The sequence below is a fragment of the Pseudomonas sp. PA-5-4B genome (genome assembly GCF_021606215.1).
Taxonomy (GTDB): Bacteria; Pseudomonadota; Gammaproteobacteria; order Pseudomonadales; family Pseudomonadaceae; genus Aquipseudomonas; species Aquipseudomonas edaphica.
Genome location: NZ_WKDB01000043.1, coordinates 23,962 through 47,083, shown reverse-complemented (window position 1 = coordinate 47,083; position 23,122 = coordinate 23,962). Strand labels below are relative to the sequence as shown.

Below are 23,122 nucleotides of genomic sequence, written 5' to 3'. Positions count from 1 at the left end.
GGCGGTTTGCCCGCCCCGCCTAACGGAGTGTTTATGGCAGTCAAGGTCCTGGTGGTGGACGATTCGGGTTTCTTCCGCCGCCGCGTCTCGGAAATTCTTTCCGCCGATCCAACCATCCAGGTGGTCGGCACGGCCACCAACGGCAAAGAGGCGATTGATCAAGCCATTGCGTTGAAACCGGACGTGATCACCATGGACTACGAGATGCCGATGATGGATGGCATCACCGCAGTCCGGCACATCATGCAGCGCTGCCCGACCCCGGTGTTGATGTTCTCCTCGCTGACCCACGAAGGCGCCCGGGTGACCCTGGATGCGTTGGACGCGGGTGCGGTGGACTTCCTGCCGAAGAATTTCGAAGACATCTCGCGCAACCCCGACAAGGTCAAGCAGATGCTGTGCGAGAAGGTGCACAGCATTTCGCGCAGTAATCGTCGCAGCCTGTTCAGTGCGCCTGCGCCTGCGCCTGCGCCCGCGCCAGTTGCCGCGCCGACGCCGAGCACCTCGACGTTTGCTCGCCCGGCCCCGGCACCGATAGCCCGGCCCGCAGTGGCGCCGGCGCGGGCCCCGGCACCGAGCGCGCATTCGCCTGCGCCCAAGCGCAAAGCCTACAAGCTGGTCGCCATTGGTACATCCACTGGCGGCCCGGTGGCCTTGCAACGCGTGTTGACTCAACTGCCGGCCAACTTCCCGGCGCCGATCGTGTTGATCCAGCACATGCCCGCCGCCTTCACCAAGGCCTTTGCCGAGCGCCTGGACAAGCTGTGCCGCATCAGCGTCAAGGAGGCCGAGGATGGTGACATCCTGCGTCCTGGCCTGGCACTGCTGGCACCGGGCGGCAAGCAGATGATGGTCGACGGCCGTGGCGCGATCAAAATCCTGCCGGGCGACGAGCGCTTGAACTACAAGCCGTGCGTGGATATCACCTTCGGCTCGGCGGCCAAGTCCTACGGCGACAAAGTTCTGGCGGTGGTACTCACCGGCATGGGCGCCGACGGCCGTGAAGGCGCACGCCTGCTCAAGCAGGGTGGCAGCGCGATCTGGGCGCAGGACGAAGCCAGCTGCGTGATTTATGGCATGCCCATGGCCATCGTCAAGGCGGACCTGGCTGACGCGGTTTATAGCCTGGACGACATCGGCAAACATCTGGTGGAGGCCTGCCTCTGATGGATGTCTTGAGCCTGATTGGCATCACCATGGCGTTTGTCGCGATTATCGGCGGCAACTACCTGGAAGGCGGCCACCTCGGCGCCTTGGCCAATGGCCCGGCGGCGCTGATCGTGATTGGCGGTACTGTGGGCGCGGCGCTGTTGCAGTCGCCGCTGAGTTCGTTCAAGCGCGCCATGCAGATTCTGGTGTGGATTATCTTCCCGCCGCGCGTGGACCTGCCCGGCGGCATCGACCGTGTGGTCAACTGGAGCCTCACCGCGCGCAAGGAAGGCCTGCTGGGCCTGGAAGGCGTGGCCGATGCCGAGCCCGACAGCTATGCACGCAAAGGCCTGCAATTGCTGGTCGACGGCGCCGAACCCGAGGCGATTCGCAGCATCCTTGAGGTGGATTTCTACACCCAGGAAAGCCGCGACATCAACGCCGCCAAAGTCTTTGAAAGCATGGGCGGCTACGCGCCGACCATCGGCATCATCGGTGCCGTGATGGGCCTGATCCACGTGATGGGCAACCTGGCCGACCCGTCGCAGCTGGGCAGCGGCATTGCCGTGGCGTTTGTCGCCACCATTTACGGCGTGGCGAGTGCCAACCTGGTGTTGTTGCCGGTGGCCAGCAAGCTCAAGTCGATCGCCATGCGCCAATCGCGTTACCGCGAAATGCTGCTGGAAGGCATCTTGTCGATTGCCGAGGGCGAGAACCCGCGCTCCATCGAATTGAAGCTCCAGGGCTTCATGGATTAATGCCCATGCACATCGACCTGTGGCCAGTGAGCGTTATGTGGCGAGCGAACTTGTTGTGGCGAGTGAGCTTGTTGTGGCGAGTGAGCTTGCTCACGCTGGGCTGCGAAGCAGCCCCAAAACCATACACCGCAACCTGCCTGAACAAACGCATTGCCTGGAGTGGGTCCGCTTCGCGCCCCAGCGCGAGCAAGCTCGCTCGCCACAATGAAGCGGGCACCAGTGAAGCGCTCAATAGGGGTCAGGGAGGTATCTGCCTGTGAGCCGTCGCCGCCGCGAGCCTGAAGAGCACGTCAACCATGAACGCTGGCTGGTGTCTTACGCCGACTTCATCACCTTGCTGTTCGCGTTTTTTGTGGTGATGTACTCCATTTCGTCGATCAACGAAGGCAAGTACAAGATTATTTCCCAGGCGCTGGTGGGCGTGTTCAACGACACCGACCGCTCGCTCAAGCCGATCCCGATTGGCGAGGAGCGGCCCAAGACCGTGACGCCGGCCAAGCCGCTGGTCAATGACAGTGACGAAACCGCCGCCGGCATCGGTGGCACCAGCGACCCGCTCAAAAGCATCGCCGATGACATCAGTGCCGCGTTTGGCGACTTGATCAAATCCAACCAGATGACCGTGCGCGGTAATGAGTTGTGGGTGGAGATCGAGCTTAATTCCAGCCTGCTGTTCGCCAGCGCCGATGCGTTGCCGAGCGATCAGGCGTTTACCATCATCGATAAGGTGGCGGCGATTCTCAAACCGTTTGAGAACCCGATCCACGTCGAAGGCTTTACCGATAATTTCCCGATCAGCACCGCGCAATACCCGACCAATTGGGAGCTGTCATCGGCACGGGCCTCAAGCATCGTGCGCATGCTCGCGATGCAGGGCGTGAACCCTGGGCGCCTGGCGTCGGTGGGTTACGGTGAGTTCCAACCGGTGGCCAATAACGCCACTGCCGAAGGCCGCGCGCGCAACCGCCGTGTGGTGCTGGTGGTGTCACGTAACCTGGATGTGCGCCGCAGCCTGACCGGCACCGGTACTGCCAACGCAACACCGGATGCAGCCTTGAAGCGGGCTGGCACACAAACTGCACCGCCAACCGTTAAGCCGCCGGTTCGTCAGAGCGCCGTCAATTCTCCGTCACCGGCTCAATAATGTTATGTAATGTCTCGGTCGCGCCTTAGCCTACCGGGAGGAACCAACTGAATGAGAGTCTGGGCAGTTGCCAATCAAAAGGGTGGAGTCGGCAAGACCACCACGTCCATCGCCTTGGCCGGCTTGCTGGCCGAGGCGGGCAAGCGTGTGGTCGTGGTCGACCTGGACCCGCACGGCTCGATGACCAGTTATTTCGGCTATGACCCGGATGCGCTGGAGCACAGCTGTTACGACCTGTTCCTGCACAAGGGCAGCGTACCGGCAGATTTGCCCGGGCAATTGCTGCTGCCCACCAGCAACGAGAGCATTTCGCTGTTGCCGTCGAGTACCGCGCTGGCGACCCTTGAGCGCCAGTCGCCGGGGCAGAGCGGCCTGGGCCTGGTGATCGCCAAGACCCTGGCGCAACTGTGGCAGGACTTCGACTACGCGATCATCGACAGCCCACCGTTGCTGGGCGTGCTGATGGTCAACGCCTTGGCGGCCAGCCAGCAGTTGGTGATCCCGGTACAGACCGAACACCTGGCGGTCAAAGGCCTGGAGCGTATGGTCAGCACCTTGGCGATGATCAACCGTTCGCGCAAACAGGCGCTGCCGTTCAGCATCGTGCCTACACTGTTCGACCGTCGTACCCAAGCGTCGCTGGGCACCTTGCGGGTGTTGCGCGATGCTTACCCGGAAACGATCTGGAACGGCTACATTCCGGTGGACACGCGCTTGCGTGACGCCAGCCGCGCCGGGCTCACGCCGTCGCAGTTCGACGGCAAGAGCCGTGGCGTACTGGCTTACCGTGCGTTGCTTAAACATCTGCTGTCCCAGCAACTTGTGGCGCAGGTGGCGTGATGAACCGTCCCGTTGAGCTTAAGACCCGGCCGCAACTGGCACTGGAATCCTACCTGGACGCCTTGTTGCAGGATGCGACGGCAGAAGAATTGCCCGAGCCGATTCTGGTCCTTGAACCGGCCGTAGTCGAACCCGAAAGCACCCTGGATGAATTTCAGTTAGCGGTGCTGGAAGAACAGGCTCGTGATGCCCACGTGGTGGTGCCGATTGTGCCTGCGCCCGTGGTGGTCACGCCCGTGGTGGTTGAACCGGTGGTCGATGTGCACCTGCCGCCGAGCATCACGCCGCCGCCGGTCACGGGTGACGGTCGCCCATCGTGGGCGGCCGAGCCGTTCGAGTGCCTGCTGTTCGACGTCGCCGGGTTGACCCTGGCGGTGCCGCTGGTGTGCCTGGGGTCGATCTACTCGCTGGAAGGCCAGGAGCTGACGCCGCTGTTCGGGCAACCGGAGTGGTTCCTCGGCATCCTGCCCAGCCAGGCCGGCAACCTCAAGGTGCTGGATACGGCGCGCTGGGTGATGCCCGACCGCTACCGCGATGATTTTCGCCAGGGCTTGCAATACGTGATCTCGGTGCAGGGCTACGAGTGGGGGCTGGCGGTGCATCAAGTCAGCCGCTCGTTGCGCCTGGACCCGAATGAAATCAAGTGGCGCAGCCACCGGGGCCAGCGGCCTTGGCTGGCGGGCACCGTGATTGAACATATGTGCGCGTTGCTCGACGTCGCCGAACTGGCCGAGTTGATCGCCAGTGGGGCGGTCAAGACGATGCCACAGAACAAACGCAGTTGATTGAACAATAAGGGCCGTGCGGTTGCGCGGTCGAAGAAGCACACACTGAAGGGGTCAGGGGTATGAACAAGTCAGCATCCGCACAAGGTTTGGATGATCCGATCCTGCAATGGGTTACCTTCAAACTGGACAATGAAACCTACGGCATTAACGTGATGCGCGTGCAGGAAGTGCTGCGCTACACCGAAATCGCCCCGGTTCCAGGCGCGCCGAGCTACGTGCTGGGCATCATCAACCTGCGTGGCAACGTGGTGACGGTGATCGATACCCGCCAGCGTTTTGGCCTGATGCCTACTGAAGTCAACGACAACACGCGTATCGTGATCATCGAAGCCGACAAGCAAGTGGTCGGTATCATGGTCGACAGCGTGGCTGAAGTGGTTTACCTGCGCCAATCGGAAGTGGAAACCGCGCCGAACGTCGGTAACGAAGAGTCGGCCAAGTTCATCCAGGGCGTGTGCAACAAGAACAACGAGCTGTTGATTCTGGTTGAGTTGGACAAGATGATGAGCGAAGAAGAATGGTCGGAACTGGAGAGCATCTGATTGTTCCTTGATGCGGCGGTGATTGTCCTGGCCCTGTTGTGGGCCGGGACGTTGGCATTCCTGCTGCGCTATATGCGCCAGCAACGGGAACTGGCCGTGCAGCAGGCCGAGCGCGATGCTGTGCGTGACCGACGGATTCTGGATTTGGTCAAGCGTGTGGATCACTTCCAGCAGAGTGCGGTGAAGGTCGGGGATGAAGTGCATGAACTGCGCGCGATTCTTGGGCCGTTGCCGGATAAGTTGGCGCAGATCGAGCAGCGTGATCCTTCAAGCCTGTCGTTTGCCCAGGCGGCCAAATTGGTCGGCATGGGGGCGACGGTGGATGAGCTGACGCAGTCGTGTGGGTTGACCCAGGCTGAGGCGCAGTTGATGAGCAAGTTGCACAAGAGCTGATTGCGGCGATCCTCTGAGACACCGCGGTCGAAATGTGGGAGTTGGCTTGCCTGCGATGGCATCAACTCGGTGTACCTGATGTGCCCAAGTGCCTGCATCGCAGGCAAGCCAGCTCCCACAGTTGACCGAGTATTGTTCTGTTGCTCTGGCCATTACATCCTTTTCGCTGGCGAAATCAGCGGTCTTTTGATCTGCGCTTTAGATCGAAAGCCGACCGGAGTGGTTGGATCAAAAGCACATCAACGTGCTTTCGGGCTACCGATACAATCCTTATAGCAAGGCTCCACACGCACATCCGGCCTGTCGTCGACGTAGAAGCCGTCGCGATTGGGCATCTTCAGATGAGTGAGGGTGGCAGCATCCACCGTGGCGTTCGCTTCCACTATCTCGTTTTTGTTGAGGATGTAACCCACCACGGCGTACACCTGATCATTGCTCAACGACTGTGGTTGCTGAAAGGGCATGGTGCGCCTGACATAGTCGAACAGGGTGGTTGCGTAGGGCCAGTAACTGCCGACGGTTTTTACCGGTTTGGGCGTGGGCAGCGAGCCGGCACCGCCGACCAAGGCCGGGCCTGTGCCGCCTTCGAGGTGCGCGCCGTGGCAGCCAAGGCAGCTGGTTTGATAGACCTTTTCGCCTTCCATGACCGTGCCTTGTCCGGCGGGCAGGCTCTTGCCATCGGGAGCGACGTCGATGTTCCAGCGGGCGATGTAGTGCTCTGTCACCGGCTGCCCCAAGCCGGATTGCGCAGCCGTCGATGCGCACGCAACCACGCCCATGCTCAGTAGCCCCAATGCCATGGCGGTAAGGTTATGCACGGCCATTGCTCACCTCCCCATTGGCGTTGATGCGCCAGGGCTGGATTGCATTGTTGTGGTAGAACGAGAAGTCCCCGCGCACGGCTTTCAATTGTTCCAGGCTGGGTTGCACGTAGCCGGTCTCGTCGATGGCGCGGCTCATGATGAGCATTTCTTTGCCCAGCCATTGGAAGGGCGCGCGAAACACCGTCAGGCATTTGTTCAGCACCGGCTCCTGCAGCGTGGCCGCATACCAGTTGTTCCCGCCGTCGACGGACACGTCCACGCGGGTGATTTTGCCGTTGCCGCTCCAGGCGATCCCGCGTATTTCATGCGGGCCTTTGCGGGTGAGTGTCTGGGTGCCGGACGGGGCCGTGATGAGTGACTTGCACTCCATCACGAAGGAGAACTTCCTGGCTCGCCCATCTGGCATCAAGTCGGTGTATTTGGCCGTTTCTTCACGGCTGTACGCCGGGGCATCGGTGACATGCAGGCGGCGCAGCCACTTGATGTGGGTATTGCCTTCATAACCCGGAACGATAAGACGCAGGGGGTAACCTTGCTCGGGGCGCAGCCTTTCGCCGTTTTGGCTGTAGGCGACCAACACGTCATCCAGGCATTTTTCGAGCGGCAGGCTGCGGGTCATGGCGGCGCCATCGGCGCCTTCAGCCACAACCCATTTCGCCCCTGGCTTAAGGCCAGCCGCGTGCAGCAAGGTTTTCAGCGGCACGCCGATCCACTCGGCACAGCTGACCAGGCCCGCGACTTCAGCGGCGGTTTTGCCCCAGGGCGGCAGGAATGAAGGGTTGCCCGAGCATTCGATGAAGTGGATGCGCGAGACGGCGGGAAACTGGCGTAGCTCATCGAGGGTGAACAGCAAGGCTGTGTCGGTCAGCCCATGAATCACCAGGAAGTGCCTGGCCGGATCAATCGCTGGCACGCCGGCGTGATGGCGTTCAAAAAACAGCCCGTTGGGCGTAATGATGCCGTCCAGTTCCTGCAGGGGCGAAGTACTGTAGGCCGACATGCGCTCGGTAAGCCCGGGGTAGAGATTGCGCACCGCATCCGTCTCAAAGCTGGACGGTTTACCGTAGGGCACACCGGTGGGACCGCCCAAGGTTTTTGTCCAGGCCGGCACTTCCAGTTGTTCATCGGCTGATCCGGGAGATTGTGCCGCGCGCGCCAACGGGCCAAAAGCAACCCCGAGCGCGGCGCTGCCAACCAGCAGGCTGGTTTTGCCGAGGAAGTCCCGGCGAGCCAGGGGCGCGGCGATTGCGGGTTTATCGTCTGTTGAGTCGTCTTTCATTCTGGCTCTCCTGAGCAAAAATTTTGGCGACTCGCCAGCGGTTAACGCTGCACCATTGGTTTTAATGTAGTCGGTTTTTAATCGCAGGCTTTGAAATTGATGTAACCCGGCGACGAATTAATTTTCAAGCGGATGGCTTTTTTCTTCTCCTCAAAGGTCCACATCCTTCAGGAACCCTTGAACCCAGGAGAATGCCCCCATGACCACCCCCAAAGCACTGTTGATCCTGCACGGCAAGCAAGCCCTCAATGAGGACGTGCGCGCTGCCGTGCAGGCCCGGCGCGAGCAGGGTTGGGAGCTGGCGGTACGGGTGACGTGGGAGGGCGGCGATGCCCAGCGCCTGGTCAATGAAGCCTTGGCCGACGGTTATACCCACTTGATCGCCGGTGGTGGCGACGGCACGTTGCGTGATGTAGCCGAGGCCATGGCCTTGGCCAAGACCGACGCCAGCCTGGTGTTGATGCCGCTGGGCACCGCCAACGACTTTGCCCGCGCCGCCGGTGTGCCGCTGGAGCCTGAACGCGCGCTGGCGCTGCTGGATGTGCCGCCCAGGGCCATCGACCTCGGTCAGGCCGGTGGGCAGATGTTCCTCAATATGGCCACCGGCGGCTTTGGCAGCCAGGTCACCGCCAATACCTCTGAAGACCTGAAAAAAGTGCTGGGCGGCGCGGCGTATCTGTTCACCGGGCTGTCGCGTTTCAGCGAGTTGAAGGCGGCGTATGGCGAGCTGGAAGGGCCGGGCTTTCACTGGAAGGGCGATTTGCTTGCACTGGGCATCGGCAACGGCCGCCAGGCGGGCGGTGGGCATGTGCTGTGCCCTGGCGCGCTGGCCGATGATGGCTTGCTTGATATCAGTATTTTGCCGGCGCCCCAGGAAGTGGTCGGCACGCTGATGACCCTGATGAGTGACGGCTGGGGCCTGGACAATATGTTTGTCCGCGCGCGCCTGCCATGGGTCGAGATCAAAGTGGCCGAAGGGCTGTATATCAACCTTGATGGCGAGCCATTGAAAGGCGATGACCTGCGTTTTTCCGCGCTGCCCAAGGCCCTGCGCGTGCACTTGCCGCTGGGCTCGCCGTTAGTCGTCCAGGCTGATGATCTGCTCGCGAACGGCGAATAACACCAGGCCCGCCACGTCGAAGATCTGCAGGCGTTTCATGATCTGCGAGCGATGCGCTTCCACTGTCTTGATACTCAAGCCCAGGCCATGGGCGATTTCCCGGGTGGACTTGCCGCGCACGATCAAACGCAGGATCTCCAGCTGGCGCGCCGTAAGGTTATGGTTGTCGGCGGCGGAGGAGACAGGCCCCTGGCTGCGGATCAGCGCCTGGTTGATCACCGTGTGGGCAATCGCAGGGCTCAGGTAGCGCTCGTTGTTACGCAAGGCCAGCAGGGCATGTTCCAGCTCGCTGGCGGTGGTGTCCTTGAGCAGGTAGCCATGGGCGCCGGACTCCAGCGCGCGCATGATCAGCTCCGGGTCGGTGTGCATCGACAGGATCAGCACCTTGCTTTTGGGGTAGGCCGCCTTGAGTTGCTGAAGCGCGTCGAGGCCGCCGGTGTATTTCATCGACAGGTCGAGCAGCACGATATCTGGCTGCAGTGCGCTGAATGTCTCCAGCAATTGCGCGCCATCGCTGGCCTCGCCGATCACGCTGTAGCCTTGGATATCCTGGATCAGCGCGCGTACGCCGGCCCGGATCAGTGCGTGGTCATCCACCAGGAGTAAGTTGCAAGTCACTCGAGAACCTTAGGGGAATTGGCCCGTTCGAGGGCGCGGGGCGCCCAGGGAAAAAGCGCGTCGATGCGCGTGCCTTTGCCTGGCTGGCTGCTGACAGACAATGCACCGCCCAGTTGGTCGATGCGCTCGGTCATGCCGGCCATGCCTCGTTGGCCTTCAAGGCCTGGGTTGGTCGCCGGTGAAAAGCCCAGGCCGTCATCGCAGATCATCAGCGACAGGCCTTCGGGCAGGCGTTGCAGGCGTACCAGCAAATTCTGCGCCTGGGCATGGCGCAACATATTGGTCACCGCTTCCTGGGTGATGCGAAAGGCGGCCACGGCCATTTCTTCCGGGATGCCGGTCAGGCGCTGCTGGCATTCCAGGCTCCAGTGCACCGAGGTGTTTTCCAGGGTCTTGAGCAAGTGCGCGCGCAGGCTCGCCTCAAGGCCCAGGCTGGCCAACTGGCGGGGGTTGAGGATGGCGGACACGTCGCGCACTTTGGCCAGGGTTTCGTTCAAGGTATTGCATAACACCGTGCATTGGCTTTGCAGGTCGTCGGGCAGGCGACGCTTGAGCCATTCGCTTTGCAGTTTGGCGGCGGTCAGCAGTTGGCCGATATCGTCATGCAGTTCGCGGCTGAGGCGGTGGCGTTCGTTTTCCTGGACCTGTAGCAGGCGGTCGGCCAGTTCCTGCGGCTGGAATTTTATCGACTTGCGCGAGCGCCACTGCTGCAGCCCCACCACCACCAGGGTGGCCAGGTTGAGCAGCACTATCAACAAAGGCAGGGGCGCTGAGCGTGTGTAGGCCCACAGACTGACGAACAGCGAGCAAAGGCACAGGGCGAGGGCCAGGCGGCGAGCATTGCTGCGGGACACGGACCTTGCGATGAGTGACTTTAGGCTGGCGTACATAGCGGATGGAGCCAATGAAGGTTCGCTGCGGGAAGACCGGTCACTGCGGCTGACAGGGCTCTGTGTGGAATACGGTGCTGGAACGTTTTTTTATACATGATGAAGTTGAGTCACTTCGAACGGGGCATAGTACCACCACTATTACCGTCGGTCGCCTGGCGCCTTACCCGGTGCCGCCTAATCTGCGCCAAACGCCGAGGAACCTGACTCCGTAGTTCAAAGAGCCAGCGGTTTACTCAGCATAGTTATATTAATTTGGTTTGTTTGTATCGATATTGCGTTGATGGCTAATTGATATATATCGCCCACGCATCATTGTCGACCGTTGAATGTACGGTCGTTTTTAGATAACTCGACGATCAAATACGACCTGTCAGTACTCAGGACGCGTGATGTACGCGCTGTTGTGGTTTATGCGTGAAGTCTTTCTGCGGGATCTGCAAAGTGACGGTCGCGATCAGTGTGGTTTGTTCGCTGTCATCCAGCGTCAGTTCGCCGGTGCGGATGTCGATCAGCTCCAGTTGCCAGGCCAGCAGCGTCAGGCAGTCATGCAGGGCACTCAGCGCCTGGTCGTGCAGCTCCATGGGGCTTGCGGCGTTGGCGATCAGGTATTGGATATGTCGGGAAAACTCGCTGATCGCCTGCAGGGCCAGGCCTTCGGCTTTTTCCGCCAGCTTGGCCAGGCTGGTTTTCATGCAGTCGATGGCATCGCTGTCGTTGCGAATCAGATGTAAATGGTGCAGGCACTCTTCTGACTTGGCCAAAAGCTTTTCGGCTTCCAGCAGAAACTCGGGAAGTGCAGTCTGCCATTCGTTTGCGCTATTCATCATGCAAGTCTCCGCAACATAAGGTCGGGTGATGAGATGTCGCACCGGGTGAATGGCGTAAAACTACCGCTGAAATATGACTGAGATCTGTAGCCTGCTTCTGAAATTTCAGTAGGACCGTTACTTGAATGATCAGAGTCGCCGTGGAAGGCCCTGGTCATTCGGGTCATTTGCACAACTTTGGTTGCCGCCACGTATAAGTCTGGAAGACCCGTGGGCCGAGGGCTTGGGATGGCAAACAAAAGCCTGACTCCATTCATGCAATGAGAATGGCGTCACATTAATGGCTATTAGATATCGCGAATATCAGGTCGGGCCTGATTGTGCATAGGGGAATCCCTTACACAGCGGAACCCTACGTCGATTTGAATGTCGCGCAAGGTCGCTGTACTGCCGTCTGGAGAGCGGATTGCAGTAAACCATGATGTCAGTGTGACATCAATGTATTTACATGGCATTTTACCGGGGTCAAGGTCTGGCGCTTGCCGCCGATAACCACCCTTAAGTGAGCTGCACAATCCCACATCAGGAGCTTTTAATGGCCGGCATTCTCGACACGGTAGATCAACGCACGCAACTGGTGGGTGAGAATCGCCTGGAGATCCTCATGTTTCGCCTGGCCGGGCGGCAATTGTTTGCGATCAACGTGTTCAAGGTTCAGGAAGTCCTGCAACTGCCCAAGTTGACCCTGATGCCCCAGCGTCACCCGTTTGTATGCGGCGTGGTCAACCTGCGTGGCCAGACCCTGCCGGTCATCGACCTGTCACAGGCCATCGGCATGCGTCCGCTGGTGCCGGGGCCGAACAGCACGATTATCGTCACCGAGTACAACCGTTCGGTGCAGGCCTTCCTGGTGGGCGGTGTGGACCGTATCGTCAACATGAACTGGGAAGCCATCCTGCCGCCACCGGCCAGCGCCGGGCGCCAGCATTACCTCACGGCCATCAGCAAGGTCGATGACCAGTTGGTGGAAATCATCGATGTGGAAAAAGTCCTCGCCGAAATCGTGCCGTACAACGCCAAAGTCTCGCGGGAAAAACTTGAAGACCCGGTGCTGGAACGTGCCCGTGGCCGCGAAGTGCTGCTGGTGGACGATTCCAACGTGGCCCTCTCGCAACTGCGCGACACCCTGGGGCAACTCGGCGTGAAGATGCACATTGCCAGCGACGGCCTCAAGGCGCTGAACATGCTCAAGGCCTGGGCCGACAGCGGCCAGGTCATGACCGACAAATTGCTGATGATCTTCACCGACGCCGAAATGCCCGAGATGGACGGCTACCGCCTGACCACCGAAATCCGCAACGACCCGCGCCTGCGTGGCCTTTATGTGGTGCTGCACACCTCGCTGTCGGGCAGCTTCAACGACTCAATGGTCAAGAAGGTCGGTTGCGACAACTTCCTGTCCAAATTCCAACCCGACAAGCTGGTGGATGTGGTGCGCCAACGCTTGATGTTGGACGAAGTGCCCGCCTGAGCAGGCGGCCTATTGTGGCAGGCAGTCTCGTGATGGCAGGCAGGCTTGCTGTGGCAAGCAGGCTTGTTGTGGCGAGCAGGCTTGCCCTGCGTTGGGCTGCGAAGCAGCCCCTATAAAGGCGCCGCGTACTTCCAGGCAAAACCAAAGCGCCTGGTTTCAGGGCCGCTTCGCCCCCCAACGCCGGGCAAGCCTGTTCGCCACAGTAAGCTTACCGGTCACAAGAGCTCCAGCGACCTTTGATTCTGGAAGTCCCGTCCTATAGGGTGGCGCTTTGTCCCCCTCAGGAATGCAGGCCCATGCTTCGTCTCAGCGCGCTGTACCGTTACCCCTTGAAGTCTGGCAAGGCCGAAGCCTTGCAGCACATCGGCCTGGATAAACTCGGGCTGGATGGGGATCGACGCTGGATGCTGGTGGACGAAGCCAGTGGCCGATTCCTGACCCAGCGGGCGGTGGCGAAGATGAGCCAGTTGTCGGCGTTGTGGAACAGCGCCGGTGGCCTGACCCTTAATTCGCCTGGCTTTGCCACGCTGGACGTGGCGCTGCCGGGCAGCGATGCCGAGTTGCGCGGCGTGACGATATGGCGCGACACACTGCGTGTGCCGGATGCCGGCGATGCGGCGGCGGCCTGGGTCAGCGACTTTATCGGCAAGCCCACGCGGCTGGTGCAGGTGCCGCTGGCACGTGCACGTACTACCGAGGCCGGTTATGGCAAGGACGACGATCAGGTCGGTTTTGCCGATGGTTTCCCCTTGCTGCTGATCGGCCAGGCCTCGTTGGACGACTTGTCCCAGCGCATCGGCCGGCCGATGGAAATGCTGCGTTTCCGTCCCAATCTAGTGATTGAAGGCAGCGAGGCCTTCGCCGAAGACGGTTGGAAGCGCGTGCGTATCGGCGACGTGGAGTTTCGCGTGGTCAAGTCGTGCTCGCGCTGCATCCTCACCACCATCGACCCGGCCAGCGGCGAGCGCAGCGCCGACCGTGAGCCGCTGGCGACACTCAAGACCTACCGTGAGCAGGGCGGTGACGTGATGTTCGGCCAGAACCTGGTCAACGATGGCAGCGGTGAATTAGCCGTCGGAATGCCCGTGACGATCCTGGAATAAAAAATGCCCGTCTCCTGCGAGACGGGCATTTTTTTGCGCTGTAACCCTTAGCCGCGGTATTCGCACAGGTAAGCGGTGTCTACGGCAACCTTCAGTTGGAACTTGCTGTTGGCCGGCACGTTGAACTGGCTGCCGGCCGCGAAGGTTTCCCAGGCGTTGGCATCTGGCAGCTTGACGGACAGGGCGCCGGACACCACGTGCATGATTTCACGCTGGGCGGTGCCGAATTCGTATTCACCCGGTGCCATCACGCCGATGGTCGCAGGGCCCTCTGCGGTGCCGAAAGCGATCGACTTGACGGTGCCGTCGAAGTACTCGTTGACTTTGAACATGGGTGAATCCTCGGAAAAGGGTCTGGAAAGGTCGGCCAGTATGCCCAAGGCCGGGGGTGCTGCCTAGACCGGCAAAATCAACGGCAGCAGGCGTGCGGTGTTGCGCGCGTCTTCCAATGCCCGATGTTGCTGGCCATGGAACTGCATCCCCGCCAATTGCAGCGCACCGTTGAGCCCCAAGGGCTTGTCCAGCCGCCGGGCCTTGGCGAAACGCTGCTTGAGGTTCAAATGCGCGGTCTGGGCGAGCGCGCTGGTCAGGCCATGGCGTTGCCATTCAAGTTCAAGCTGCGCGCGGTCGTAGTCGCCCCAGCTGGCCCAGCCTTCCAGGCGCGCTTGATGTTGGCCCAGCCAACGCTCAAACAAGGGCCACACCTCGGTGATCGGCGCCGCCGCGTCGATGTTGGCCTGGGTGATATGCGTGAGTTGGCGACAGAACGGCGTCAGCAAGGGGCGACGCAGCGGCCGCACAAAGCGCTGGAAGTGATCCAGTTCGCGGCCCTGGCGGTTCACGAGGCTGGCGCCGATCTCGATGACTTCCATCTCCGTCACGGGCCAGCCGCCTTCATCCGTTGTGGCTTCAAGGTCAATAATCAGCCAATGGGGCATCGTGCAGGTTCCCGTACTCGTCCTTTCCTGATGGGGATAGAGCGTAGCTGGGCCGTGTAGTTCCGCCTAGGGTGTTATTCGATCTCCAGCAAAACCTGGCGATTGCGCACTTGATCTCCTGCGACAACCTGCACACCCTTGATCACACCGTCGATGCCGGCCGTCAGCGGATGTTCCATTTTCATGGCTTCGAGCACCAGCAGCAGTTGGCCTTTGCTGACGCTTTCACCGGCGCTTACGCGGATATCGACAATCGCGCCGTCCATCGGTGCCTTGACGATGCCGGTGCTGGCGTCGGCCCGGCGGCTGGCGACGTGTTGGGTGCGGTTGATGATCTTCACGCCCGGCAGCCAGAGCTGAGTGTCGTCCAGATGGTAGGGCAGGCGACGGCGAATACCGTCGATCACCAGTGTGGCCCAGCGGCCGTCGGTGGTCAGGTCATGGATCTCGATGCCGTTGGCTTGCAGATGATTGCCGTCCAATACGTTGACGTCGAGGTCCTGCACCTCGTCGTTCACCGCCAGGCGATAGCGCCAGGCGGCCTTGTTGCGCCATCCCGACAAGCCTTGGCGGTGGGTGTTGGCGCTGTGTTGGTAAAACAGTGCGGCGGCCAGCGCGACCTGCTCCTTTGTCGCGGCGTGACGTGGGATGTCATTGAAGTGTTTGGCGATAAACCCGGTACTGAACTCGCCTGCGATAAAGTCCGCTTGCCCGAGCAGGTCCACCAGCAAACCCTGGTTGGTGGTGACGCCCAGTAACACGGTGTCTTGCACTGCGCGCAGCAATTTGCGCCGGGCCTCTTCGCGGGTGGCGCCGTGGGCGATGATTTTGCCCAGCATGGCGTCATAGAACGGGCTGATGCGTTGGCCCTCAAGCACGCCGTGGTCGATGCGTACCCGGGCAGCCGGCTCCCAGCGCAGCACGTCGCCGGTTTGCGGCAAAAAGCCCAGGGCCGGGTCTTCGGCGTACAGGCGCACTTCCATGGCGTGGCCGGTCAGGGTTACGTCGGCCTGTTGCAACGGCAGCGGTTCGCCAGCGGCGATGTTCAGTTGCAACTCAACCAAGTCCAACCCCGTGATCAGTTCGGTGACCGGGTGCTCCACTTGCAGGCGGGTGTTCATCTCCAGGAAGTAGAAGTGGCCGTTGCGGTCGAGCAGAAATTCGACGGTGCCGGCGCCGACGTAATTGACCGCACGCCCAGCCTTCAGCGCAGCTTCGCCCATGGCTTGGCGCAGCGCAGGTGTCATCACCGGGCAGGGCGCTTCTTCGATGACTTTCTGGTGGCGGCGCTGGATCGAGCAGTCGCGTTCGCCCAGGTAAATGAGGTTGTTGTGGTTGTCGCCGAACAGTTGGATTTCAACGTGGCGCGGGTCGATCAAAGCCTGTTCGAGGATCAGTTCGTCGCTGCCAAACGCGTTGAGGGCTTCGGAGCGTGCGGTACGCAGTTGATCGAGCAGTTGGCTGCCGTCGTGGACCAGGCGCATGCCACGCCCGCCACCGCCGGCACTGGCTTTGATCATCAGCGGGTAGCCGATACGGTTGGCTTCTTGCTGCAAGGTCGCGTCATCCTGGGCATTGCCTTGGTAACCGGCGATGCACGGCACACCCGCGTCGAGCATGGCGAGTTTGGACTGGCGTTTGCTGCCCATCAGCTCGATGGCGGCAACGCTGGGGCCGATGAAGGTGAGGCCGGCGTCCAGGCAGGCTTGGGCGAATCCAGCGTTTTCGGAGAGGAAGCCGTAGCCGGGGTGGATGGCGTCGGCGCCTGTGCGTCTGGCGGCGTCGAGGATGGCCGGGATGTTGAGGTACGACTGGTTAACCGGCGCGGGGCCGATGTGGACGGCTTCGTCGGCCATTTGCACGTGCAGGGCCTGGGCGTCGGCGTCGCTGAAGACGGCGACGGTGCGATAGCCCAGGGTTTGGGCGGTGCGTTGGATGCGGCAGGCGATTTCGCCGCGGTTGGCGATCAGGATTTTGGTGAATGCAGGCATGGGTTTATCCCTTGGCACATTGGGTGAATGTTCGGCCCCTATCGCAGCGATGCGGCGACCCGACAAGCCAGCTCCCACAGTTTGAAATGCATTCCCCTTGTGGGAGCTGGCTTGCCTGCGATGGCGTCATCGAGACCACCCAGGCTTACGCTTCTGCACAAACGCCTGCGTCCCCTCAATCCCTTCTTCACTCGTCACCGCCTCGGCAAACCATTCTGCGGCCTGATCCAACAGCGGGCCCACCGGTTGTTCCACACTGGCGAGCAACAGCGCTTTAGTCCGCGCATTCGCCCCCGGCGCACAGCGCAACACCTGCCCCAGCACCTCATCCAATCGTTCCGCCAATGCTTGTGCATCGCGCTCGACGTAATGCACCACGCCCAACCGCTCAGCCTCAACCCCATCAAACCGCGCCGCCGTCAGCGCCAGTCGACGTGCCTGGGTCAAGCCAATGCGCTTGACCACAAACGGCGCAATCTGCGCCGGCAACAAGCCCAGGCTGGTCTCAGGTAACCCGAACTGCGCTTGGTGGTCGGCAATCGCGATATCACTCACGCACGCCAGCCCAAAGCCGCCGCCCAGCACCGCGCCTTGCAGCACCACGATCACCACTTGCGGCACGGCTTCGACGGCTTGCAGCAGGGTGCCGAAGGCTCGGTTCAGCGCCGGCAACTGCCCGCCCGCCATGACCATGTCTTTCACATCCGCCCCGGCACAGAAGTGCCCACCGGCGCCGCTGATCACCACGGCGCGCACCTGGCTGTCCAATTGTGCCAATACCGACCGCAGTTCGTTGACCATCTCCAGGCTCATCGCATTGCGGCTGGCGGGGCGGTTAAGGGTGATGTGCAGCACGCCGTTGTGCGGCTCGAGCAGCAGGGTGTTCATGATTTTTTCCCGGGCAGGGTGCCCATCAATTTGCAGATGATGCCCAGCATGATTTCGTCGGCGCCGCCGCCAATCGACACTAGCCGCACATCACGGTAGGCGCGGGCCACCGGGTTGTCCCACATAAAGCCCATGCCGCCCCAGTATTGCAGGCAGCTGTCGCTGACCTCACGGCCCAGGCGCCCGGCCTTGAGTTTGGCCATGGAGGCCAGGCGGGTCACATCCTGGCCTTTGATGTATTGCTCGGTGGCCTGGTAGACCAGCGCGCGCAGGCATTCGATTTCGGTGGACAGCTCGGCCAGGCGAAAGTGGATCACCTGGTTGTCGATCAGCGCCTTGCCGAAGGTCTGGCGCTCCTTGCAATACTCGATGGTGCTGTCGATACAGTGCTCCAGGCCCTTGATCATATTGGCCGCGCCGAACAGGCGTTCTTCCTGGAACTGCAGCATTTGCATCATGAACCCTGCGCCTTCGTGGCCGATGCGGTTGCGTTGCGGCACGCGCACACCGTCGAAAAATACTTGGGCGGTCTCGGAGCTGTGCATGCCGAGCTTTTCCAGCGGCGGGCTGACGCTGATGCCTGGGGTGGTCATTGGCACCATGATCAGTGATTTGTTGATATGCGGCTTGTCGTCGGAGGTGTTGGCCAGCAGGCAGATAAAGTCGGCGCTGGGCGAGTTGGTGATCCACATTTTGCTGCCGTTGATCACGTAGTCGCCGCCGTCCTTGCGCGCGTGGGTTTTAAGCCCCGCCACGTCGGAGCCGGCGCCGGTTTCCGAGACGCCGATGCAACCCACTTGCTCGCCGCTGATGGCCGGGCGCAGGAATTCGTCGCGCAGTTCATCGGAGCCGAAGCGGGCGAGGGCGGGCGTGCACATATCGGTTTGCACGCCGATGGACATGGGGATGCCGCCGCAGCGGATGGTGCCGAACTCTTCGGCGGCGACGATGGAGTAGCTGTAGTCCAGGCCCATGCCGCCGAATTGTTCCGGCTTGGAAATGCCCAGCAGGCCGAGGTCGCCGGCCTTGCGGAAGATCTCGTGAATGGGGAAGCGCCCGGCTTTTTCCCACTCGTCCACGTGCGGGTTGATCTCGCGGTCGACGAAGGCACGCACGGTGCGGCGCAGTTCCTGGTGTTCCTGGGTGAAGATCATTGTTGTTGTTCTCCTTGTTGGGACGCGGAGCGTCCTTGGCTGCGTTACCACGCGGAGCGTGGGCACGATCAGCGCGCTACACCAAAGCTGTTGGGCTGCAGTTGGCGCACCTCGGCCTCGTGGCAGATATCCAGCAAGAACCCCAATAGCGTGCGGGTATCGCGTGGATCTATCAGCCCGTCGTCCCACAGGTTGGCGCTGCCATAGAGGGCGGTGGACTGGCTGTCGAGTTTCTGCGCGGTGACCTGTTCGAGCATGTCCAGCACCTTGGGGTCGGGCACCAGACCGTCCTTCAATTGCTTGGCCTCAGTCACGATGCGCAGCACCTTGCCCGCCTGCGCGCCGCCCATTACCGCCGTGCGGCTGTTGGGCCAGGCAAAGATAAAACGCGGGTCCAGGCCACGGCCGCACATTGCATAGTTGCCCGCGCCATAAGAGCCGCCGACCACCACCGTGAGTTTAGGCACCCGCGCATTGGCCACCGCCTGGATCATCTTTGCGCCGTGCTTGATCACGCCTTGTTGCTCCGACTCGGTGCCGACCATAAAGCCGGTGGTGTTGTGCAGGAACAGCAGCGGCGTGCGGCTCTGGTCGCACAGTTGGATAAATTGCGCAGCCTTGCTCGCACCCTTGGGGGTGATAGGGCCGTTGTTGCCGATCACACCAATGGCGCGGCCCTGGATATGCAAGTGGCCGCAGACGGTGTGGGCATCGAACTCGCCTTTGAACTCCAGAAAGTGCGAGCCGTCGGCCAGGCGTGCGAGGATTTCGCGCACGTCGTAGGGCTTTTTCGGGTCATCGGGGATCAACCCCAGCAACTCGTCGATAGGATACAGCGGCTCCTTGTAAGCCCGTTGTGGAGCGGGTGGCAGGCGATCATCCCAAGGCAGCAGGCTGACGATTTCGCGCACGATGCGCACGCCGTCGGCATCGTTTTCCGCCAGGTACTCGGCCGTGCCGGCGGTTTGCGCGTGCATCTCGGCGCCGCCCAATTCCTCATCGGTAGCCACTTCGCCGGTGGCGGCCTTGAGCAGCGGCGGCCCGGCCAAAAACAGCTTGGCCTTGCCGCGCACCACCACCACGTAATCCGACAGCCCCGGTTGATACGCGCCGCCCGCCGTGGCCGAGCCGTGTACCACGGTGATCTGCGGCAAGCCCATGGCCGACATGCGCGCCTGGTTGGCGAAGCTGCGTGCGCCTTCGACGAAAATCTCGGCGGCGTAATTGAGGTTGGCACCGCCGCTTTCCGCCAGGGTCACCACCGGCAGTTTGTTTTCCATGGCGATCTTTTGCAGGCGCAGGGATTTTTTCAGGCCGGACGGCGAAATGGTGCCGCCCTTGATCGCGCTGTTGTTGGCCACCACCAGCATGCGTACGCCGCTGACGTAGCCGATACCGGCGATCAAACCGCCTCCGGCCGCGCTGCCGTCTTTGTCATCGTGGAGTTTGTAGCCGGCCAGGCTGGCCAATTCCAGAAACGGCGCGCCGGGGTCCAGCAGCAGGTTGAGGCGCTCGCGGGGCAACAACTGGCCGCGTTTGTCGAACTTGGGTTTGGCTTCCTGTGCTTTGGCGAGCAGGTTGTGCTCCAGTTGGCGCAACTGTTGGATGCTTGCCAGCATGGCTTCACGGTTGTGCGCGAACTGTGGGCTGTGGGCGTCGATCAGGCTTTCAATCACCGGCATGGTTCAGTGCTCCGTTTTCAGCACATCGGGTAAATACGCGCGGTGGAAACCGTTGAACGGCTCGCTCGGCGGCTGCGCCTTGTGCAGCGGCCAGGCGCGGCTGCCCAGGCTGGCAGCGCCGTCGATGCGCAAGGTACTACCGCTGATAAACGCGGCGGCGGGGCTGAGCAAAAACACGATGGCCGCGCTGACTTCCGATTCGGTGCCGATGCGCTTGAGCGGCACGTGCTCACGCAGGGTGGGGATCACTGCCTTGAACGCGCCTTCGTAGGTGTCCATGCCGCTGGACGCAATCCAGCCCGGCGCCACGGCGTTGACGCGTACACCGGCGTAACCCCATTCGAAAGCGGCGGTCTTGGTAAAGTTGTCCATGCCTGAGCGTGCAGCACCCGAGTGGCCCATGCCGGGCATGCCGCCCCACATGTCGGCGAGCATGTTGACGATGGCGCCGCCGTGCTTGTTCATCGACTGGTTGAACACTTCACGGGCCATCAGGAAACCGCCCACCAGGTTGGTGCGCAGTACGGTTTCAAAGCCTTTTTGATTGATCGAAGCCAGTGGCGACGGGTATTGACCGCCGGCGTTGTTCACCAACCCATGGATCGGCCCATGCTCGCGGATGATCTGCGTGACCAGCGCTGTCACTGCTTCTTCATCGCGAATATCGCAGGCCAGCCAGTGCGCGGTGCCGCCGTCTTCGGCGATTTCGGCGGCCACCTGTTGCAGCTTTTGCGGCTTGCGCCCCACCAGTATCACACTGGCACCAAGGGCCGCCAGTTCATGGGCAGTGCAGCGGCCAATGCCACTGCCGCCGCCAGTGACTATCACGGTTTGCCCCTGGAACAGGTCGGCTTTGAAGATCGAGTCGAAGGCCACGGCGACGGTCCTTTAGGAGAGTTGATCGGCTATGTGTTGCGGCACGGCGATGGGGATTTCCAGCAATTGTTGGGCGAAGGCCTTGCCTTGCGGGTCGATGCGCAGGCTGGCGATGCCGCCGCCGCCCAAGGCGTTTTCCAGCAGGAAATTCAAGCTGTGGCTGCCGGGCAAGTACCAGCGCTCGACACGGCCGTGAAGTGGGTCGAGCACGTGGCTCATCCAGTCGACGATCACCTCCGGGGTCAGCGCTTCGGCGATCCAAGGCAGGTAGTCGGGGTGGCGGGCGATTACGCCGATATTGCTGTGGTTGCCCTTGTCGCCGGAGCGCGCCACGGCCAGTTTCACCAGGGGCACACTGGCGTCCGCGCGGCCTTCGGGTTTGGGTGGATCAATCGGCGCGGCGGGTGTGCGCATCGGCGCTGATGAAGGCAACGCAACGGTGTGCCGCGCGCCTTGGAAGTCGACCTGCGGTGCGCAGGATGATTTGTCGACCAGGAATGAAAACAGCCGGATCAGCGGGTACACGGTCGGTCGCCCGCCGACAATGCCGGTCAAGCCGGGTGCCATGCCGGTCGCCGCCTGGGCGATCTCGCGGGCGAACAGCACCAAGGCCTGCTTGCTGGGGTGGCGTACCGCCAATTTCACCACCACCTCGCGGCAATCCTGGCGCTGGGCGTGGGCACCGTAGGTGGCTTCGCTGCCGAGCAGTTCAATGTTTACCTCGGTGTAAGGCGCCCAGCCGCGTTGGCTGAACAGTTCCGAGGTCTTGTTGATGATCGCCTGGCTGACTCGCTCGGCCTTGGCCACCGCGTCGATCCCGGCAATCAGGCAACTGGCGGTGCAACGGAAACCGTCGGGGTAAGTGGCGCTGACCTTGTACTGGTCGGTGGGCGGTAAACCCTTGGCGCCGTGCAGGCGCACGCAGTTTTGGCCTTGTTGCTGCAGGTTGACCTGGCTGAAATCGCAGATCACATCGGGCAGTAAATACGCGCGCGGGTCGCCGATTTCATACAGCAACTGTTCGGCCACGCTGAGTTCGCTGATCAGCCCACCGGTGCCGGCGACTTTATTCACGGTAAATTGGCCGTCGGCGCTGACTTCGACGATGGGAAAACCGATGTGCTCGTAGTCCGGTACATCACGCCAATCAGTGAAGTTACCGCCGCTGCACTGCGCGCCGCATTCGATGATATGCCCGGCGAGCGCAGCTTGAGCGAGGCGGTCGTAGTCCTGCCACGACCAGTTGAATTCATGCACCAAGGCGGCGCTGACCACGGCGCTGTCGACCACGCGCCCGGTAATCACAATATCGGCGCCCAGCGCCAGTGCCTGAGCAATGCCGGGTGCGCCGAGGTAGGCATTGGCCGAAACGCACATCGGCGGCAGGGGCGCGCCGTTGAACATATCGGTAATGTTGTGCAATTGCTTGAGTTGAGGTTGCAGGTCGTCGCCCAGCAGTACGGCGATTTTCAGCGGCACACTGGCCTTGTCGCAGGCCGCTTGCAGGGCGGCGGCGCAGGCGTGCGGGTGGATGCCGCCGGCGTTGCTGACCACGCGGATGCCCTGGCGCTGGATCTCCCCCAGCAACGGCGTGAGCACCTCGACAAAATCCGTGGCGTAACCGGCCTGGGGATCTTTCATCCGCGCACCGGCAAGGATCGACATGGTGACTTCCGCCAGGTAGTCGAACACCAGGTAATCCAGGGCGCCGCCGTGCACCAATTGGGCGGCAGCCGTGCAGGTGTCGCCCCAGAAGGCGCTGGCGCAGCCGATACGAACCGTCTTGCTCATGAGAAATCCTTCCTCTGATGGCTGGTGTCGAGACTACCAAGCAAGCGCTTGGT

General features: G+C 61.7%; 23 protein-coding genes. 10 read left to right on the top strand and 13 right to left on the bottom strand.

What is annotated here, in order from left to right:
- The first annotated feature begins 33 nt into the window (after positions 1–33).
- From GIW28_RS20385 to GIW28_RS20355, 7 genes are all read left to right on the top strand, one after another.
- Positions 34–1,167: a protein-glutamate methylesterase/protein-glutamine glutaminase gene (locus GIW28_RS20385; protein ID WP_236446388.1), complete on the top strand. Its 1,134-nt coding sequence runs from the start codon at positions 34–36 to the stop codon at positions 1,165–1,167.
- A complete protein-coding gene (locus GIW28_RS20380; protein WP_005790033.1) occupies positions 1,167–1,907 on the top strand; it encodes a flagellar motor protein in 741 nt (246 codons plus the stop codon). The genes GIW28_RS20385 and GIW28_RS20380 overlap by 1 nt, the downstream gene beginning before the upstream one ends.
- A 256-nt stretch (positions 1,908–2,163) precedes the next feature.
- A complete protein-coding gene (gene motD, locus GIW28_RS20375) occupies positions 2,164–3,051 on the top strand; it encodes a flagellar motor protein MotD (protein ID WP_017134960.1) in 888 nt (295 codons plus the stop codon).
- A 51-nt stretch (positions 3,052–3,102) separates the two neighbouring features.
- The gene (locus GIW28_RS20370) at positions 3,103–3,891 is read left to right on the top strand and encodes a ParA family protein (protein WP_017134961.1); all 789 of its coding nucleotides are present in this window, start codon (positions 3,103–3,105) and stop codon (positions 3,889–3,891) included.
- Complete coding sequence (locus tag GIW28_RS20365) at positions 3,891–4,676, top strand: CheW domain-containing protein (RefSeq protein ID WP_099548890.1); 786 nt, start codon at positions 3,891–3,893, stop codon at positions 4,674–4,676. Before GIW28_RS20370 ends, GIW28_RS20365 begins: the two co-directional genes overlap by 1 nt.
- A 62-nt stretch (positions 4,677–4,738) precedes the next feature.
- Positions 4,739–5,221 carry a chemotaxis protein CheW gene (locus GIW28_RS20360; protein WP_017134963.1) on the top strand — a complete coding sequence of 161 codons (483 nt, stop codon included), beginning with the start codon at positions 4,739–4,741 and terminating at the stop codon, positions 5,219–5,221.
- On the top strand, positions 5,222–5,614 hold the full coding sequence (locus tag GIW28_RS20355; protein WP_017134964.1) for a DUF2802 domain-containing protein: 393 nt from the start codon (positions 5,222–5,224) through the stop codon (positions 5,612–5,614). It abuts the gene before it with no gap.
- 239 nt (positions 5,615–5,853) lie between these two features.
- Here the strand turns inward: GIW28_RS20355 and GIW28_RS20350 are convergent, their stop codons facing one another.
- Together GIW28_RS20350 and soxC are read right to left on the bottom strand one after the other, a co-directional pair.
- Positions 5,854–6,438: a c-type cytochrome gene (locus tag GIW28_RS20350; RefSeq protein ID WP_236446390.1), complete on the bottom strand. Its 585-nt coding sequence runs from the start codon at positions 6,436–6,438 to the stop codon at positions 5,854–5,856.
- On the bottom strand, positions 6,425–7,717 hold the full coding sequence (gene soxC / locus GIW28_RS20345) for a sulfite dehydrogenase (protein WP_169984807.1): 1,293 nt from the start codon (positions 7,715–7,717) through the stop codon (positions 6,425–6,427). The genes GIW28_RS20350 and soxC overlap by 14 nt, the downstream gene beginning before the upstream one ends.
- Before the next feature lie 199 nt (positions 7,718–7,916).
- Between soxC and yegS the strand changes: the two genes are divergently transcribed.
- Positions 7,917–8,837 carry a lipid kinase YegS gene (gene yegS, locus GIW28_RS20340; RefSeq protein ID WP_056861072.1) on the top strand — a complete coding sequence of 307 codons (921 nt, stop codon included), beginning with the start codon at positions 7,917–7,919 and terminating at the stop codon, positions 8,835–8,837.
- Here yegS and GIW28_RS20335 read toward each other — a convergent pair.
- The 3 genes from GIW28_RS20335 to GIW28_RS20325 form a co-directional block, all read right to left on the bottom strand.
- Complete coding sequence (locus GIW28_RS20335; RefSeq protein ID WP_099548893.1) at positions 8,796–9,455, bottom strand: response regulator transcription factor; 660 nt, start codon at positions 9,453–9,455, stop codon at positions 8,796–8,798. The two genes, yegS and GIW28_RS20335, sit on opposite strands and share 42 nt — an antisense overlap.
- Positions 9,452–10,345, bottom strand: coding sequence for a sensor histidine kinase (locus tag GIW28_RS20330; protein WP_236446392.1), 894 nt, complete (start codon positions 10,343–10,345; stop codon positions 9,452–9,454). Before GIW28_RS20330 ends, GIW28_RS20335 begins: the two co-directional genes overlap by 4 nt.
- A 380-nt stretch (positions 10,346–10,725) precedes the next feature.
- Positions 10,726–11,175 carry a hypothetical protein gene (locus GIW28_RS20325; RefSeq protein WP_169984806.1) on the bottom strand — a complete coding sequence of 150 codons (450 nt, stop codon included), beginning with the start codon at positions 11,173–11,175 and terminating at the stop codon, positions 10,726–10,728.
- A 535-nt stretch (positions 11,176–11,710) separates the two neighbouring features.
- Between GIW28_RS20325 and GIW28_RS20320 the strand changes: the two genes are divergently transcribed.
- Together GIW28_RS20320 and GIW28_RS20315 are read left to right on the top strand one after the other, a co-directional pair.
- Positions 11,711–12,646 carry a chemotaxis protein CheV gene (locus GIW28_RS20320; protein WP_017134971.1) on the top strand — a complete coding sequence of 312 codons (936 nt, stop codon included), beginning with the start codon at positions 11,711–11,713 and terminating at the stop codon, positions 12,644–12,646.
- 296 nt (positions 12,647–12,942) lie between these two features.
- Positions 12,943–13,749 carry an MOSC domain-containing protein gene (locus GIW28_RS20315; protein WP_017134972.1) on the top strand — a complete coding sequence of 269 codons (807 nt, stop codon included), beginning with the start codon at positions 12,943–12,945 and terminating at the stop codon, positions 13,747–13,749.
- A 47-nt stretch (positions 13,750–13,796) separates the two neighbouring features.
- Here the strand turns inward: GIW28_RS20315 and ppnP are convergent, their stop codons facing one another.
- The 8 genes from ppnP to GIW28_RS20275 all read right to left on the bottom strand — a co-directional run bounded on the left by ppnP (position 13,797) and on the right by GIW28_RS20275 (position 23,069).
- Positions 13,797–14,081 (bottom strand): pyrimidine/purine nucleoside phosphorylase, encoded by a 285-nt coding sequence (gene ppnP / locus GIW28_RS20310; protein WP_010566373.1) that lies wholly within the window; start codon positions 14,079–14,081, stop codon positions 13,797–13,799.
- 63 nt (positions 14,082–14,144) lie between these two features.
- On the bottom strand, positions 14,145–14,687 hold the full coding sequence (locus GIW28_RS20305; protein ID WP_236446394.1) for an exonuclease domain-containing protein: 543 nt from the start codon (positions 14,685–14,687) through the stop codon (positions 14,145–14,147).
- A gap of 74 nt (positions 14,688–14,761) precedes the next feature.
- A complete protein-coding gene (locus GIW28_RS20300; RefSeq protein ID WP_236446396.1) occupies positions 14,762–16,678 on the bottom strand; it encodes an acetyl/propionyl/methylcrotonyl-CoA carboxylase subunit alpha in 1,917 nt (638 codons plus the stop codon).
- 126 nt (positions 16,679–16,804) lie between these two features.
- Positions 16,805–17,566 carry an enoyl-CoA hydratase/isomerase family protein gene (locus tag GIW28_RS20295; RefSeq protein WP_138448967.1) on the bottom strand — a complete coding sequence of 254 codons (762 nt, stop codon included), beginning with the start codon at positions 17,564–17,566 and terminating at the stop codon, positions 16,805–16,807.
- The gene (gene atuD / locus GIW28_RS20290) at positions 17,563–18,720 is read right to left on the bottom strand and encodes a citronellyl-CoA dehydrogenase (protein ID WP_017134976.1); all 1,158 of its coding nucleotides are present in this window, start codon (positions 18,718–18,720) and stop codon (positions 17,563–17,565) included. Before atuD ends, GIW28_RS20295 begins: the two co-directional genes overlap by 4 nt.
- A gap of 68 nt (positions 18,721–18,788) precedes the next feature.
- Positions 18,789–20,402 carry an acyl-CoA carboxylase subunit beta gene (gene atuC / locus GIW28_RS20285; RefSeq protein ID WP_236458914.1) on the bottom strand — a complete coding sequence of 538 codons (1,614 nt, stop codon included), beginning with the start codon at positions 20,400–20,402 and terminating at the stop codon, positions 18,789–18,791.
- A 3-nt stretch (positions 20,403–20,405) separates the two neighbouring features.
- Positions 20,406–21,278 carry an SDR family oxidoreductase gene (locus tag GIW28_RS20280; RefSeq protein ID WP_138448964.1) on the bottom strand — a complete coding sequence of 291 codons (873 nt, stop codon included), beginning with the start codon at positions 21,276–21,278 and terminating at the stop codon, positions 20,406–20,408.
- 12 nt (positions 21,279–21,290) lie between these two features.
- Positions 21,291–23,069 (bottom strand): acyclic terpene utilization AtuA family protein, encoded by a 1,779-nt coding sequence (locus tag GIW28_RS20275; RefSeq protein ID WP_236446398.1) that lies wholly within the window; start codon positions 23,067–23,069, stop codon positions 21,291–21,293.
- Between the last annotated feature and the right edge of the window lie 53 nt (positions 23,070–23,122).